The 14,658-nt window shown below is 57.9% G+C and carries 15 protein-coding genes; 8 read left to right on the plus strand and 7 right to left on the minus strand.

Annotated features, from left to right (window positions below; translation table 11 throughout):
- Positions 1 to 36 precede the first annotated feature (36 nt).
- Both fdhD and QMG44_RS22130 read left to right on the plus strand, forming a co-directional pair.
- Positions 37 to 873: a formate dehydrogenase accessory sulfurtransferase FdhD gene (gene fdhD / locus QMG44_RS22125; protein ID WP_086533033.1), complete on the plus strand. Its 837-nt coding sequence runs from the start codon at positions 37 to 39 to the stop codon at positions 871 to 873.
- 114 nt (positions 874 to 987) lie between these two features.
- Positions 988 to 1,200 (plus strand): DUF1471 domain-containing protein, encoded by a 213-nt coding sequence (locus QMG44_RS22130; protein WP_086533032.1) that lies wholly within the window; start codon positions 988 to 990, stop codon positions 1,198 to 1,200.
- Between the two features lie 41 nt (positions 1,201 to 1,241).
- On the opposite strand, the gene QMG44_RS22135 is transcribed toward QMG44_RS22130, so the two are convergent.
- Positions 1,242 to 1,565, minus strand: coding sequence for an AzlD domain-containing protein (locus QMG44_RS22135; RefSeq protein WP_086533031.1), 324 nt, complete (start codon positions 1,563 to 1,565; stop codon positions 1,242 to 1,244).
- Positions 1,565 to 2,224, minus strand: coding sequence for an AzlC family ABC transporter permease (locus tag QMG44_RS22140; RefSeq protein WP_014172226.1), 660 nt, complete (start codon positions 2,222 to 2,224; stop codon positions 1,565 to 1,567). The genes QMG44_RS22135 and QMG44_RS22140 overlap by 1 nt, the downstream gene beginning before the upstream one ends.
- A gap of 104 nt (positions 2,225 to 2,328) precedes the next feature.
- On the opposite strand from QMG44_RS22140, the gene QMG44_RS22145 reads away from it, so the two are divergent.
- The 4 genes from QMG44_RS22145 (at position 2,329) to QMG44_RS22160 (ending at position 7,428) form a co-directional block, all read left to right on the plus strand.
- A complete protein-coding gene (locus QMG44_RS22145; protein ID WP_014172225.1) occupies positions 2,329 to 2,877 on the plus strand; it encodes a helix-turn-helix domain-containing protein in 549 nt (182 codons plus the stop codon).
- A 17-nt stretch (positions 2,878 to 2,894) separates the two neighbouring features.
- Positions 2,895 to 3,890 (plus strand): substrate-binding domain-containing protein, encoded by a 996-nt coding sequence (locus tag QMG44_RS22150; RefSeq protein WP_086533030.1) that lies wholly within the window; start codon positions 2,895 to 2,897, stop codon positions 3,888 to 3,890.
- 104 nt (positions 3,891 to 3,994) lie between these two features.
- On the plus strand, positions 3,995 to 6,118 hold the full coding sequence (locus QMG44_RS22155) for an alpha-galactosidase (protein WP_086533029.1): 2,124 nt from the start codon (positions 3,995 to 3,997) through the stop codon (positions 6,116 to 6,118).
- A gap of 44 nt (positions 6,119 to 6,162) precedes the next feature.
- A complete protein-coding gene (locus tag QMG44_RS22160) occupies positions 6,163 to 7,428 on the plus strand; it encodes an MFS transporter (protein WP_086533028.1) in 1,266 nt (421 codons plus the stop codon).
- 37 nt (positions 7,429 to 7,465) lie between these two features.
- Here the strand turns inward: QMG44_RS22160 and rhaM are convergent, their stop codons facing one another.
- The 4 genes from rhaM to rhaB form a co-directional block, all read right to left on the minus strand.
- Positions 7,466 to 7,780 (minus strand): L-rhamnose mutarotase, encoded by a 315-nt coding sequence (rhaM, locus tag QMG44_RS22165; RefSeq protein ID WP_063157185.1) that lies wholly within the window; start codon positions 7,778 to 7,780, stop codon positions 7,466 to 7,468.
- 27 nt (positions 7,781 to 7,807) lie between these two features.
- Positions 7,808 to 8,638 (minus strand): rhamnulose-1-phosphate aldolase, encoded by an 831-nt coding sequence (rhaD, locus tag QMG44_RS22170; RefSeq protein ID WP_086533027.1) that lies wholly within the window; start codon positions 8,636 to 8,638, stop codon positions 7,808 to 7,810.
- A gap of 109 nt (positions 8,639 to 8,747) precedes the next feature.
- The gene (gene rhaA, locus QMG44_RS22175) at positions 8,748 to 10,007 is read right to left on the minus strand and encodes an L-rhamnose isomerase (RefSeq protein WP_020883965.1); all 1,260 of its coding nucleotides are present in this window, start codon (positions 10,005 to 10,007) and stop codon (positions 8,748 to 8,750) included.
- On the minus strand, positions 10,004 to 11,473 hold the full coding sequence (gene rhaB / locus QMG44_RS22180; RefSeq protein ID WP_232937913.1) for a rhamnulokinase: 1,470 nt from the start codon (positions 11,471 to 11,473) through the stop codon (positions 10,004 to 10,006). Before rhaB ends, rhaA begins: the two co-directional genes overlap by 4 nt.
- 300 nt (positions 11,474 to 11,773) lie before the next feature.
- On the opposite strand from rhaB, the gene rhaS reads away from it, so the two are divergent.
- Positions 11,774 to 12,610 (plus strand): HTH-type transcriptional activator RhaS, encoded by an 837-nt coding sequence (gene rhaS / locus QMG44_RS22185; protein ID WP_041162912.1) that lies wholly within the window; start codon positions 11,774 to 11,776, stop codon positions 12,608 to 12,610.
- A 73-nt stretch (positions 12,611 to 12,683) separates the two neighbouring features.
- Positions 12,684 to 13,532 carry an HTH-type transcriptional activator RhaR gene (gene rhaR, locus QMG44_RS22190; RefSeq protein WP_014172216.1) on the plus strand — a complete coding sequence of 283 codons (849 nt, stop codon included), beginning with the start codon at positions 12,684 to 12,686 and terminating at the stop codon, positions 13,530 to 13,532.
- Here rhaR and rhaT read toward each other — a convergent pair whose 3' ends face one another.
- Positions 13,533 to 14,567 carry an L-rhamnose/proton symporter RhaT gene (rhaT, locus tag QMG44_RS22195; RefSeq protein WP_020883962.1) on the minus strand — a complete coding sequence of 345 codons (1,035 nt, stop codon included), beginning with the start codon at positions 14,565 to 14,567 and terminating at the stop codon, positions 13,533 to 13,535.
- Between the last annotated feature and the right edge of the window lie 91 nt (positions 14,568 to 14,658).

A 14,658-nucleotide genomic window follows, 5' to 3' on the forward strand; every position in this document is an offset into this window, starting at 1 on the left:
GCAGGCTCACCTCCGTGGTTGTTCAGGAATACCGCTGTGTCTAAACAAAACCGTGTTACCCACCCGTCGCCACTGCCTGCCGGTATCGTGGAACTGTCGGTACACAGACCGCCCCACATTACCCACACCACGCCTGATTTTCTGGCGGAGGAAGTGCCCGTTGCTCTGGTTTACAACGGTATTTCCCATGTGGTGATGATGGCCTCGCCGAAAGATCTGGAGCTGTTCGCGATTGGCTTTTCCCTCTCGGAAGGCATCATTGAGCACCCGCAAGAAATTTACGGTATGGATGTGGTGAAGGCCTGCAACGGCCTTGAAGTGCAAATCGAACTCTCAAGCCGCCGCTTTATGGGGCTCAAAGAGCGGCGACGCGCGCTGGCCGGGCGTACCGGATGCGGGGTTTGCGGGGTAGAGCAGCTCAATGATATCGGTAAGCCTGTCGCACCTCTGCCGTTTACCCAGACCTTCAATCTGGCCCATCTCGACCATGCCCTTGAACATCTGAATGACGTGCAACCTGTCGGCCAGCTGAGCGGATGCACGCATGCGGCGGCATGGGTTCTGCCATCGGGCGATATTGCCGGGGGGCACGAGGATGTCGGCCGCCATGTGGCGCTGGATAAACTGATGGGCCGCCGGGCGCGTGAAAGCGACCTCTGGCAGCAGGGGGCGGCACTGGTCTCCAGCCGCGCCAGCTACGAGATGGTGCAAAAGTCGGCGATGTGCGGTGTTGAAATCCTTTTTGCCGTATCGGCCGCGACCACGCTGGCGGTAGAAGTGGCGGAGCGCTGTAACCTGACGCTGGTGGGGTTCTGTAAGCCGGGAAGGGCGACGATTTATACCCATCCGCAGCGATTAATAGTTGATCAGTAAATTTGAAAAAGAATAGCAAATCCTTCCGCTTTTAGTTGTTCATGATGAGGTCTACTATTTATCTCATCAAGGCACGGTGCCTTAAACAAATGACTAATTGAAAGGGTTTATATCATGAAAAGCATCAAAAATTTTGTCGCAGTAATCGCTCTGGCTACATCTTTCGGTTCTTTCGCTGCACAGACTGTGACCGCAACCGCCTCTACCATTGATGGTGCAGAAGCCAAAATTGCTGCACAGGCTCAGGAAGCGGGCGCGTCATCTTACAAAATTACCCAGGCGTTTACGGGTAACCGCGTACACATGACCGCTGAACTGAACAAATAAGCTGCCACACCGTCGAAAGAGCGCCCCCGGGGCGCTTTTTTTTATTGGATACCCGCCAGACGCAGCAATGCAGTCACGACCGCTGCCGCCACGATCACCACAATTAACGGCATTTTTCGCCATGCCAGAAACACTGCAAACGCCACGCCCAGTACGCGCGCCATACCGGCAAAATGCTCACCTTCATAGAAGGTGGTCGCCAGCGCGACGGAAAACAGCAAAACCGTTGCCGCATCTGAAAGCAGAGCCTGAGAGCGGTCTGTCAGCGCCAGTCGGTTGCCGAGTTTTGCCCCGCCGAGACGCATTAAATAGGTTCCCAAAGAAAGAAGGGCGATACCGAGAATAAAGACCGTCATATTCCCCATTATTTTTTCCTCGCAGCAAGACCCAGTAAAGAGAGCAAAACCGGTAAACCCACCGGGGCAAACGGCACGGCGGCCAGTGACAACGCAGCACCGCTGCAGGCGCGGATCAGGGTGGTGCGATTTTTAAAAGCCGGCACCACTAACGCCAGTAAAATCGCCGGGAATACCGCATCCAGCCCGATGGTTTCAAGGTCCGGCAACAGTTTGCCAACCATGGTGCCCAGCAATGTACCCAGCGGCCAGACGATCGCCACGCCTAATCCGCATAACCAGTATGCCGCCTTACGCTGTTCGGGCGTTTTTTGCGACAACCCGAACACCACGCTTTCGTCGTTCATAATGTGGCAACCCAGAAAACTCAGGCCACGTTTACCCACCAGTTCACGCACCGTCACCCCAAACGGTACATGACGTGCATTAACCAGTAATCCGGCAGCCGCCGCCGCCAGAGGGTTACCGCCGCTTGCCACAATGCCGATAAACATAAATTCAGAGGCACCCGCCAGCACGGTAATGGAGAGTAAAAACGGGACCCAGACCGGGAAACCGTAGGCCATTGCCAGCGAGCCATAGGACATCCCGACGACGCCTACCGCGAGACACACCAGGATGATTGCTTTTATCGTGTCGCCTTTCAGGGTGGAGAGATGATGCTTCATACAATTTTAGCCATATCGAACGTATTTCCATTATAATGAACGCATCAGAACCGTTTTTCAAGACGAACGATTCGTTCGATTTATAGAACAAAGGGGCCGTTTTTATGACGCAGCCAATCAGCGTGATCGCTAAAAGTCTGGTGCGAGAACGCCTGCGAACCGGACTTTCACTGGCGGAAATCGCGCGCCGTGCCGGGATCGCTAAATCCACGCTGTCGCAGCTGGAGTCCGGCAACGGGAATCCCAGCCTGGAGACGCTCTGGTCACTCTGTGTGGCGCTGGACATTCCTTTTGCCCGTTTGCTCGAACCGCAGCAGCCGACCACTCAGGTGATCCGCCGTGGAGAAGGAACGAAGGTGGTTGCCGGACAGGCCAACTATGAAGCCATTTTGCTGGCGGCGTGCCCGCCGGGCGCGCGTCGTGACATCTACCTGTTACTCACCCAGCCGGGTGCCGACCGCATTTCTCAGCCACATCCGGCAGGCTCAGTGGAGCATATTATTGTGACGCAGGGTAGAGCGCTGGTTGGTCTGATCGACGCGGCGGAAGAGCTTGGCCCGGGGGATTACATTTGCTATCCCGCTGACCAGCCGCATATCTTTAAGGCCCTGGAGCCGGATACGCACGCGCTTCTGGTGGCTGAACAAAATTAACGCAGATACGGAAAATCATGTCGCTTAAAGCCATTGCCAAAGAACTGGGGCTGTCTGTTACCACCGTCAGCCGCGCCCTTAACGGGTATGACGATGTCTCCCGCGAGACGCGCGCCCGCGTCGAAGCGGAGGCTCAGCGCCGTGGCTACCGGCCAAACATCTTCGCGCGTCGCCTGAAGATGGGCAAAATCGACGCCGTGGGTCTGGTTTTTCCGGTGCATCCTGTTCCGCTCAATAACAGCGTCTTTATGGACATGGTCGGCGAAATTAGCCACGAACTGGCGCGACATGAAATCGATCTCCTGCTGATTGCCGATGACGATCTGGCGGACAAGCACAGCTATATGCGTATGGTGCAAAGTCGTCGCGTGGATGCGCTGATTGTGGCGCACACGCTGGATCATGACCCGCGGCTGGAACAGCTTCAGGCCGCCGGTTTTCCCTTTCTCGCGCTCGGGCGCAGCCAGCTGCCGCAGCCCTATGCGTGGTTTGATTTCGACAACTATGCCGGCACGTACAATGCCACCCGCTGGCTGATTGAAAAGGGGCATCGCCGCATCGCCTTGCTGGGTGAAAGCAACAATCAGGCCTTCATCACCCAGCGCCGCCAGGGTTTTCTGGATGCGCTACGCGAAGCCGGGTTATCCAGCGAATGGCTGCGCGCCATGCCGCCTTCGCGCCGCGTGGGTTACGCCACGACGAATGAACTTCTCTCCCTGCCGCAGCCCCCCACGGCCATCATTACCGACTGCAACACTCACGGCGACGGCGCGGCCATGGCGCTGGCGCAGCGGGGTCTTCTCTGCGGTGAAAACGCCGTTTCGCTGGTGGTTTACGACGGCTTACCGCAGGACAGCATTGTCGATGTTGATGTGGCGGCGGTTATTCAGTCCACCCGCCAGGGCGTCGGGAAACAGATCGCTGACATGGTGCGTCAGTTGATTAACGGCGACGATATCGCTCAGCTTCAGGTGCTCTGGCAGCCAGAGTTCTTCCCGGGCCAGACGGCCTAAACACAGCAAAATTCCAAAGCCGATCACAGATCCGAAACGTTTTGGTTTGTATCCGAAACGTTTCGGATCAACACTCAGATCATCCCGATGACAGGAGAGGTCTGATGCACGATTCCATTTTTCGACTCGAAAGTAAGGCGGTTGACCTGGTGATAACCACGCACCCGTTCGCCGAAATTCTCTACTGGGGGCCGCACCTTCACCACTTTTCACCGCAAGATGTGGTAAGTCTGGCTCGTCCGGTGGCGAACGGCAGGCTCGACGTTGACGCCCCGGTGACGCTGATGGCGGAGCTGGGACACGGTCTGTTTGGTTCGCCGGGTATCGAAGGACATCGCCAGGGGCTGGACGGGTCGCCTGTCTTTAAAACCACCCATGTGCAGCACCAGGGGCAAACCCTGACGTTAACGGCGGAAGATGAACATGCCGGGTTGCGTCTGACCAGCGAGCTGGCACTGGATGCAAGCGGGGTACTGGTGGTGCGTCACGGTTTAACTAACCTGCGGGCGCAGGCGTGGCAGGTTGATCGTTTCGCCGTGACGCTACCGGTCGCCGAACACGCGCAGGACGTGATGGCATTCCACGGACGCTGGATCCGTGAGTTCCAGCCGCATCGCGTGAAGCTTGAACATGACAGCGTTGTGATTGAAAACCGCCGCGGCAGAACCTCTCACGAACACTTCCCGGCGCTGATCGCCGGTACGTCCTCATTTAACGAAATGCACGGCGACGTCTGGGGCGTGCATCTGGGCTGGAGCGGCAACCACCGCCTGCGGGCGGAAGTCAAAACCGACGGACGCCGCTATCTGCAGGCCGAAGCCCTCTACCTGCCGGGAGAAATGGCGATTGAAGAGGGGGAAACGCTCTGGACACCACGCCTGTATGCGAGCTACTCCGCACGGGGTCTGAACGGCATGAGCCAGTCGTTCCACCGGTATCTGCGCGACAACGTTATCCGCTTCCCTGAAAACAAACCGCGCCCGGTACATCTCAATACCTGGGAGGGGATCTACTTCAGCCATGACCCGGAGTACATCATGCGCATGGCCGATGAGGCTGCGGCGCTGGGCGTGGAGCGTTTTATCATCGACGACGGCTGGTTCAAAGGCCGTAACGATGACCACGCGGCGCTGGGTGACTGGTACCTGGACGAGAAAAAATACCCGGACGGGCTGACGCCGGTGATTAACCATGTGAAAAAGCGCGGCATGGAATTTGGTATCTGGATTGAGCCGGAGATGATTAACCCGGACTCGGATCTGTATCGTGCCCATCCCGACTGGGTGCTGGCGCTGCCGGGCTACACCCAGGCAACGGGCCGTCATCAACTGGTGCTCAACCTGAATATTCCGCAGGCTTTTGATTATCTGGTCGAGCGCATGAGCTGGCTGCTGGGCGAACATGCCATCGACTACGTTAAGTGGGATATGAACCGCGAACTGGTACAGCCCGGGCACCACGGCAAAGCCGCTGCGGATGCGCAGACGCGGCAGTTTTATCGTCTGTTAGACGTGCTGGGCGAGCGTTTCCCGCACATCGAATTTGAGTCCTGCTCCTCGGGCGGCGGGCGAATCGATTATGAAGTCCTGACCCGCAGTCACCGCTTCTGGGCCTCTGACAACAACGACGCGCTGGAGCGCAATACCATCCAGCGTGGCATGAGCTACTTCTTCCCGCCGGAAGTGATGGGCGCGCATATCGGTCATCATAAATGTCACGCCACCTTCCGCCAGCACAGCATTGCTTTCCGCGGCCTGACGGCACTGTTTGGCCACATGGGACTGGAGCTTGATCCGCTCACCGTCGATGCTCAGGAGCGTGAAGGCTATCGCCATTACGCCGCGCTGCACAAGCAGTGGCGGGAAGTCATCCATCACGGTACCCAGTGGCGCGTGGATATGCCGGATGCCAGCACGCTGGCACAGGGTATAGTGAGCGAAGACAAAACGCAGGGGTTGTTTATGGTCAGCCAACTGGCCATGCCGGATTACACGCTCATGATGCCGCTGCGCATGCCGGGGCTCGACGCGCAGGCGCAGTACCGCATCACGCTGCTCGATCACCCCAACATTCGACTCACTGGTGAGGGCGGGCACACCATGCGCAAGCTACCGGCGTGGATGGAAACGTCCCAGACGGCCAGCGGTGAGTGGCTGATGCAGGCGGGGATCGCACTGCCGATTCTGGATCCGGAAACCGCCATTCTGATTGGCGTTGAACGCGTGTAAGGGTGATGGGCCGGGAGACTGGCCCTCCGTTGAGGATAAAAATAATGAACACAACAACCTGTACCCACAAAGACAACCCTAACTTCTGGATCTTCGGGCTGTTCTTCTTTCTCTACTTCTTCATTATGGCCACCTGCTTTCCGTTTCTGCCGATCTGGCTGTCGGATGTCATCGGCCTGAACAAAACCCATACCGGGATCGTATTCTCCTGTATCTCGCTTTCGGCCATCGCCTTCCAGCCCGTACTTGGGGTCATTTCGGATAAGCTGGGGCTGAAAAAACACCTGTTGTGGATTATCACGGTGCTGCTGTTTCTGTTCGCGCCGTTCTTCCTGTATGTCTTTGCGCCACTGCTGAAAAGCAGTATCTGGCTGGGGGCATTGAGCGGCGGTCTGTATATCGGTTTTGTCTTCTCCGCAGGTTCAGGCGCGATTGAGGCCTACATCGAACGCGTGAGCCGTAACAGCTTGTTTGAATACGGCAAGGCGCGCATGTTCGGCTGTCTAGGCTGGGGGCTGTGCGCTTCAACGGGCGGTATTCTGTTTGGCATCGACCCGTCGTATGTCTTCTGGATGGGGTCAGCGGCTGCGCTGCTGCTGATGCTGTTGCTGGTGGTTGCGAAACCGAAGCCAAACCAGACTGCGCAGGTGATGAATGCGCTGGGGGCTAACCAGCCGCAGATCACCGCCAGGACGGTCTTTAATCTGTTCCGTCAGCGCAGAATGTGGATGTTCATTCTGTACGTCATCGGTGTGGCCTGCGTGTATGACGTTTTTGACCAGCAGTTTGCCACCTTCTTTAAAACCTTCTTCGCAACACCGCAGGAGGGAACGCGAGCCTTTGGTTTTGCCACCACGGCGGGGGAAATTTGCAACGCGATCATCATGTTCTGCTCGCCGTGGATCATCAACCGTATCGGCGCGAAGAATACGCTGCTGATTGCCGGGCTGATTATGGCGACGCGCATTATCGGCTCGTCGTTCGCCACCACCGCAGTGGAGGTCATTGCCCTGAAGATGCTGCACGCGCTGGAGGTTCCGTTCCTGCTGGTGGGGGCGTTCAAATACATCACCGGCGTGTTCGATACCCGTCTGTCGGCCACTATCTATCTGATTGGCTTCCAGTTTGCCAAACAGTCGGCGGCGATTTTCCTCTCTGCTTTTGCCGGGAGTATGTATGACCGGATCGGTTTCCAGGAGACCTACCTGATGCTGGGCTGTTTTGTACTGGCGATTACGGTGGTCTCGGCCTTTACGCTGAGCAGTAAGCAGGAGATTGCGGCGCGCCGCGCTGCGGTGGAGGCAAACTAACGCAGGACGCTGCCGCGGATGCGGCAGCGTTAACGCTTTAGGGCAGGTAAAACACCGCTTTCAGTTCGGCACTCACCGGGCTGTTGTCGGGGTTCGAGGGCATTACCTCACCCATGTATTTCCACCAGCGCTGACAAACGTCGGTCTTTGCCACCGCGTTCCAGCGCGCTTCCGATTCAATCTCAACGCTCGCAAACAGCAGGTTACGCGCCTCATCGAGATAGATAGCGTAGTGGTGCGCACCGTGCTCTTTTAATACCGCCTCCAGCTCTGGCCAGATGGGGTTATGGCGACGCGCGTACTCGTCGTGCGCGTCAGGGTTCACCTGCATCACAAATGCTTTGCGGATCATCATGCCTCCAGCCGCTTTCGCGGGCCGCTATGGGTACAAATCCAGTGCCGACTGCATCGGCGTGACGCCAAAGCGTTTACCGAGTGCTATCAGCTCTTCCCGGGTGATGGTCTGCTTCATGCCGCCCATCGACAGGACCTTCACCAGCACCTCGGCGGACTTCTCGGCGGTATCAATCAGACCAAACGTTTCGTCGAGCGTCGGCCCGCTGCCGAATACCCCGTGGAACGGCCACAGCACCAGGGAGTGTGACTGCATTTCGATGGCGGTGGCCTGGCCGATTTCGTCGGTACCCGGCACCATCCACGGCAGAATGCCGACCCCGTCGGGGAAGACCACCAGACATTCGGTGCTGCCTTCCCACAGCTTCCGCGTGAGGTAATCGCTACTGTTTTCCAGCACGTAGGTCAGGGCGATCAGGTTAGTGGCGTGACAGTGCATGATCACCCGGTCTTTGCCGTGGGTTGCCTTGATACGCTCACAGTGAGAGAGGAAGTGCGCCGGGAGTTCAGACGTGGGCACTGCATCGTCCGTCAGCCCCCAGAGGATGTGATAGCCTGCGCCGTCGCTGTCCACTCTCACCACCCCGAGGTTGGCCTGCGGGTCGAGTTGCACGTTACGGAAGAATTTGCCGGAACCGGTGACGATAAACGGCGTCCTGGCGAGCTGCGGCATTGGCTGGCTCAGGGCGATATAGCGCGGCTTCTGATGGAACTCGGCGGCGAACGGTTCAATGTCGGCATCATCCAGGCGCAGCGTCAGGTTACCGCCGTTGCGCTCGTCCCAGCCTTTCAGCCAGGCGTCGGAGGTGGCTTTAATCATGCCCTGGACGAACCAGGCGTTAGTGATGGTCTGCATAGTGTTTCATTTCCCGTGATCGGGGTGAGCGTTTCCCTCACCCCGGCCCTCTCCCACGGGGAGAGGGGGTAAAAGTGGCCTCTTCCACAGGAAGAGGGTGAGGGCATATTTATCCGCGCTGACTCAGCACGTCTTTCTCATACATCCGCACGTTATCCAGCCACTGACTGCCCGCTGGGGTGTCGTTACGCTGGCAGTACATCTCCCACACCGCCTGCCACGGCAGGGTTTTCTGCTCTTCCAGCAGCACCAGGCGCGCGGTGTAATCGCCGTTCTCTTCCAGCTGTTTCAGGGCGCTGGTGGGCTCCAGCAGCGCACGCAGCAGGGCTTTTTTCATGTTGCGGGTGCCAATCACCCAGGCCGCGATGCGGTTGATGGAGGCATCAAAGAAGTCGAGGCCAATGTGCACGCGGTCAAACAGATCGTGGCGAATGATTTCGCTGGCAATGGCCTGGGTTTCGTCATCCAGCAGCACCACGTGGTCGCTGTCCCAGCGTACGGGACGGCTCACGTGCAGCAGCAGGCGGGGTACGTAGAGCATGGCGGCGGAGATTTTGTCGGAGATCACCTCCGTCGGGTGGAAGTGGCCGGCATCCAGGCACAGCGCGGTCTGGCGGCTGGTGGCGTAACCCATGTAAAACTCGTTCGAGCCCACGGTGTAGCTTTCCGCACCAATACCGAACAGCTTGCTCTCTACGGCGTCGATGTGGTGCGCCGGGTTCAGTTTTTCGCTGATGGCTTCATCCAGCGCCGCCAGCAGGCGTTGACGCGGGGCCAGACGGTCAACGGTGATGTCTTTCATGCCGTCCGGGATCCAGATGTTCATCACCGACGGCGTGCCGAGCTGCTCGCCAAAGTACGCGGAGACGCGGCGGCTGGCTTTTACGTGGTCAATCCAGAACTGGCGGATATCGTCGTTCGCGTGGGCAAGAGTAAAACCGTCGGCGCTCAGCGGGTGCGAGAAGCAGGATGGGTTGAAATCCAGGCCCAGCTGGTTGGCTTTCGCCCACGCCACCCAGTTTTTAAAATGCGCAGGTTTGATCTCGTTACGCGCGACCGGCGTGTCAGATTCCAGATAGATAGCATGCAGGTTCAGCCGCTTAGGCCCCGGGATCAGGCTCAGCGCCAGCTCCAGGTCGGCGCGCAGCTCGGTGGCGTTACGCGCTTTGCCCGGATAATTGCCGGTGGCCTGAATGCCCCCCGTCAGCGAGCCGCCCGGGTTTTCAAAACCGGCAACGTCGTCGCCCTGCCAGCAGTGCATGGAGACCGGCAGACGATCGAGCTGGCGCAGCGCCTCATCGACATCCACGCCGACGGCGGCGTAACGCTGTTTAGCCAGGTCCCAGGCTTGTTCAAGTTGAGTGGTCATGCGCAAAGCTCCTTAGTCAGTCGGTTTTGCTGAAACTGCGCCCGATAGCGGGCAATTTCATGGCAGGGATTGGGGATGAACGTGGTCAGCGTGGCGTTCGCCGAGACCACCGTGCGGAAATCGTCCACGCTGGCAAGTTCGTCCAGGGTCATGAGCTGAATGCCAATATTGCCGAGCGTCGACGCTTCAATCGGGCCCGCCACCACGGTGATCCCGCAGGCATCGGCGCAGAGCTGGTTCAGAAGCTGGTTCTGGCAGCCGCCGCCGACAATATGCAGCTGAGTGAACGGCCGGCCACGAAGGTCGGCCAGCTCGCTCAGGATCTCGGCATACAGCAGGGCGAGGCTGTCGAAAATACAGCGTGCCAGTTCTGCCGGTTTCGATGGCACGGGCTGCCCGGCGTCGACGCAGGCGGCCTGGATTTCGGCGCTCATGTCCGCCGGGTTGATAAAGCGGTCATCATTGGGATTGATCAGGAAACTGCAGGCTTTCAGTCGTTCGGTGTCGGCAATAAGCGCGGGCAGGTCGGTAATGTTTTGCTCTTTAAGCACTCGCTGGAGCAGCCACAGACCCATGATGTTCTTCAGCACGCGGTAGCGCCCTTCGGCACCGCCTTCGTTGGTGATGTTCGCGGCCAGCGCGGCATCGCTGGTGTAGGGAGTTTTGCTCTCAAAGCCCATCAGCGACCAGGTCCCGGAAGAGAGGTAGGCGGCGTCGTTACCGACAAGCGGTGACGCAATGACGGCGCTGGCGGTATCGTGACTCGCAACCGCCACCACCGGGATCGCATTACCCTGCGGGCACATCCATTGACCGATCACATTGCCAGGGTGCGTCGGCGTGCCGAACCAGGAGGGGGAAGCCCCGGTCCAGGCCAGCAGGTGTTCATCCCAGTTATCGGAGTTGATGTTCACCAGTTGCGTGGTGGTGGCGTTGGTGTATTCCCAGTTCATGTTGCCGGTCAGGCGGTAGCTGAAGTAGTCCGGGATCAGCAGTGCATGCGCCACGCGGGGAACCAGCGCCGGCTGCTGTTCGACCAGCGCGCGCAGTTGATAGAGGGTATTGAATGGCAGGAACTGAATACCGCTGCGGCCATAAATATTCTCTTTGCCAAGCCCGGCAATCGCACGCGCCATCAGGCCGTCGGTGCGGCTGTCGCGATAGGCTATCGGCAAACCAACGCGTTCACCGTTGCTGTCCAGCAGTACGTAATCGACGCCCCAGGTATCGATGCCGATACTGTCGATACGGATACCCGCATCGCAGACCTTCTGCAGTCCGGTGCGGATCGCTGCCTCAAGGCTGTCGATATCCCACACCTCACAGCCGTCCTGCTTTTGCAGGCAGTTAACAAAGCGGTGCATCTCGCGAAGCGAAAGCGTCTGCCGCTTGCCGTCATAAGTGGCCAGCATTACACGGCCGCTGGATGCGCCTAGATCGACAGCCACGCAATGGCGAAAAGTCATGGTTGTGTCCTTCTTAAAGTCATTAGCGGTGAGTGTAAAAAAAGGAACCCATCACCACCTTCTCGCCAGTGACAGCGGTTTTCCGGGGCTGGCAAGAAAGCAAAGGTGAACGTGAGGGAGTTCACAGTTTCCAGGCGTGACGGGGTTTGCAGGCAGTGTGACGCTTACCGCATTTCCTGATCTTTCAGCCTGTTTCTTGAAAAACGGACAGTTTTTGCGAGGTTTACGGTCGAAAATTTAAGGTGAGGGGACGGGGCCTTAATTACTATTTTGAGAACATTTCTCATTGGTGGGGCCGTTATGACCGTACTGCACAGCGTGGATTTTTTTCCTTCGGGTGGGTCGTCTGTCGCGATTGAACCGCGACTCCCTCAGGTGGCGTTTCCTGAGCATCATCATGATTTTCACGAAATTGTGATTGTTGAACACGGAACGGGGATCCATGTGTTTAACGGCCAGCCGTATACCATCAGTGGTGGGACGGTCTGCTTTGTGCGCGATCATGACCGGCACTTATATGAACATACCGACAACCTGTGCCTGACTAACGTGCTCTACCGTTCGCCCGATGCGTTCCAGTTCCTGTCCGGGCTGAACCATCTCCTGCCGCAGGAGAAGGACGGCATCTATCCTTCACACTGGCGGGTGAATCAGTCCACGCTGCAGCAGGTGCGCCAGCTGGTGAGCCAGATGGAACAGCGTGACGAGGGACAGGAGACCCACGTCATCGCCACGCGTGAGCTGCTGTTTATGCAGCTGCTGGTGCTGCTACGCCGCAGTAGCATGGTGGCCGGGCTGGAGAATAACGATGCGCGTTTGACTCAACTGATGGCCTGGCTGGAGGACCATTTCGCCGAGGATGTCTGCTGGGAAACGCTGGCGGATGATTTTTCGCTGTCGCTCCGGACCTTGCATCGTCAGCTGAAGCAGCAAACCGGGCTGACGCCCCAGCGCTATCTGAACCGTCTGCGCCTGATTAAAGCGCGCCATCTGCTGCGTCATACCGATGAGAGCGTCACGGATATCGCCTATCGTTGCGGTTTCGGCGACAGTAACCACTTTTCGACCCTGTTTCGCCGGGAATTTAGCTGGTCACCGCGCGATATTCGCCAGGGAAAGGACGCGTCACTGCAGTAACGCGAGGGTTGTCACCGTTTCCCGTGGGCAAAAACGCTAATAATGTCAGGTTATTTGCTGTCGAGGTGGTGTCGTGGTTGCTCAGCTAATGCTTCGCAAAGTGGATTTTTTTGCCTCCGCCGGCCAGGCCGTCGCGGTGGCGGATCGCTATCCGCAAAACGTCTTTGCCGAGCACACTCATGAGTTCTGCGAGCTGGTGCTGGTGTGGCGGGGCAATGGCTTGCATATCCTCAACGACCGGCCCTACCGCATTACGCGTGGGGATCTGTTTTACATCCGTGCTGAAGACAAACACGCCTACGCTTCGGTCAACGACCTGGTCCTGCAGAACGTGATTTACTGCCCCGACAGGCTGAAACTCAACGTCGACTGGGCGGCTTACATTCCGGGTTTTAATGATACGAAGTGCGCGGCGCACTGGCGACTGAGCAGTAACGGCATGACGCAGGTGCGACAGGTGATTTCTCAGCTGGAGCAGGAGAGCCAGAAAAGCGATCCTGAGGCTCACCAGATGGCAGAACTGCTTTTCGCCCAGCTGGTCATGACGTTGACGCGCCATCGCTACGCCATTGATAACCCGTCGGCTACCGCGCAGGAAGCCCTGCTCGATAAGCTCATTACCACCCTGGCGGGCAGCCTTAACAAAAGCTTTGTGCTGGAGAAATTCTGCGAGCAGGCGCAGTGCAGCGAGCGCGCGTTGCGCCAGCAATTCCGTACCCAGACCGGGATGACGGTGAACCACTATCTGCGCCAGCTGCGCATCTGCCATGCCCAGTACCTGCTTCAGCATACGGAACTGATGGTCAGCGATGTGGCGATGCGCTGCGGCTTTGAGGACAGTAACTATTTTTCGGTGGTCTTTAACCGCGAGGTGGGGATGACGCCGGTTCAGTGGCGTCATCGCAGTCGTAACGCGGCGTAATCAGTTCGCCATGCCGAGGCCCACAATGTTGGCCGCAATAATGATCACCACGCACCCCAGACTCAGCACGCCCACCGGGCGACGCCCGGCGTTGTTCCACTCTTTCAGAAGCAGACCCACCAGCCCACCGCACAGCACGTAGAAGCTCATGTGCAGCATCCAGCTCATATAGTCATACTGCGCCGGAATACTGGCGTGACCCCACGCGTAGAAGAAGAACTGGAGATACCACATCAGCCCACCGAGCGCCGAGAGCAGCACGTTCCCGATAATCATCTGTTTAGCCAGCGAGAAGTCGGCTTTCAGTGACAAGGTCTTCACGTTTGCCAGACGGAAAAAACAGAAACCGAGGTTAACCACCGCTCCGCCACCCATGATCACCACATAGCTTGGCAGTGCCACGTACAGCGGGTCGACGCCCAGTGCGGCAGCGGCTTCATGCATCGGTTTGGCGGCGTTCATCGCGAATGACATGCCTGCGGAGAAGATCCCGCACATCACCGCCAGCAGCAGGCCTTTCTTCAGGTTGAACTCTTCGGCTCTGATGCCCATTTTGCGCTCTTTTAGCTGCCCTGCGCGGGTGACAATGCCCACGCCAATAACGGCCACCAGCACGCCCAGCAGCGTCATCTGGCCGCCTTTGGTGTTGATCAGCACGTCGACGTTGCCGTTGAGGATCGGCGTCATCAGGGTGCCGACAATCAGCGTAATACCAATCGCGATGCCAATGCCCATCGACATGCCGAGGTAGCGCATGGTGAGGCCATAGTTAATGTTACCGACGCCCCACATGGCGCCAAAGAGAAAGACCGGCAGCAGGGTGGAGGCGTTAAAGGAGGAGAAGTAGCCCCAGAAATCCGGGAGCAGCATGGCGCTGATGGTCCAGGGAAGAATTATCCACGAGACCACACCGCCGACGGACCACATGGTTTCCCATGACCACTGTTTGACCTGTTTAAACGGGGCATAGAAACAGGCTGCACTGGCCGCGCCTATCAGATGCCAGAAAATACCCATCGTAATCGCATGATTCATGTTTACATCCTCATCGTTTTTATATGCCGGTGGCTTCCCACCAACCCGATGAGTGTAAAAATTAAGCAGTCGGGTAACCTTCGGAAGGTTG

The organism is Enterobacter sp. 200527-13 (assembly GCF_027924865.1).
Classification (GTDB): Bacteria; Pseudomonadota; Gammaproteobacteria; order Enterobacterales; family Enterobacteriaceae; genus Enterobacter; species Enterobacter ludwigii.

Bases quoted from the DNA above. Each gene is read 5' to 3' on its own strand.
- QMG44_RS22130 (WP_086533032.1), top strand. From the start codon at position 988: ATGAAAAGCATCAAAAATTTTGTCGCAGTAATCGCTCTGGCTACATCT.
- QMG44_RS22135 (WP_086533031.1), bottom strand. From the start codon at position 1,565: ATGGGGAATATGACGGTCTTTATTCTCGGTATCGCCCTTCTTTCTTTG.
- QMG44_RS22140 (WP_014172226.1), bottom strand. From the start codon at position 2,224: ATGAAGCATCATCTCTCCACCCTGAAAGGCGACACGATAAAAGCAATC.
- QMG44_RS22145 (WP_014172225.1), top strand. From the start codon at position 2,329: ATGACGCAGCCAATCAGCGTGATCGCTAAAAGTCTGGTGCGAGAACGC.
- QMG44_RS22150 (WP_086533030.1), top strand. From the start codon at position 2,895: ATGTCGCTTAAAGCCATTGCCAAAGAACTGGGGCTGTCTGTTACCACC.
- QMG44_RS22155 (WP_086533029.1), top strand. From the start codon at position 3,995: ATGCACGATTCCATTTTTCGACTCGAAAGTAAGGCGGTTGACCTGGTG.
- QMG44_RS22160 (WP_086533028.1), top strand. From the start codon at position 6,163: ATGAACACAACAACCTGTACCCACAAAGACAACCCTAACTTCTGGATC.
- rhaM (WP_063157185.1), bottom strand. From the start codon at position 7,780: ATGATCCGCAAAGCATTTGTGATGCAGGTGAACCCTGACGCGCACGAC.
- rhaD (WP_086533027.1), bottom strand. From the start codon at position 8,638: ATGCAGACCATCACTAACGCCTGGTTCGTCCAGGGCATGATTAAAGCC.
- rhaA (WP_020883965.1), bottom strand. From the start codon at position 10,007: ATGACCACTCAACTTGAACAAGCCTGGGACCTGGCTAAACAGCGTTAC.
- rhaB (WP_232937913.1), bottom strand. From the start codon at position 11,473: ATGACTTTTCGCCATTGCGTGGCTGTCGATCTAGGCGCATCCAGCGGC.
- rhaS (WP_041162912.1), top strand. From the start codon at position 11,774: ATGACCGTACTGCACAGCGTGGATTTTTTTCCTTCGGGTGGGTCGTCT.
- rhaT (WP_020883962.1), bottom strand. From the start codon at position 14,567: ATGAATCATGCGATTACGATGGGTATTTTCTGGCATCTGATAGGCGCG.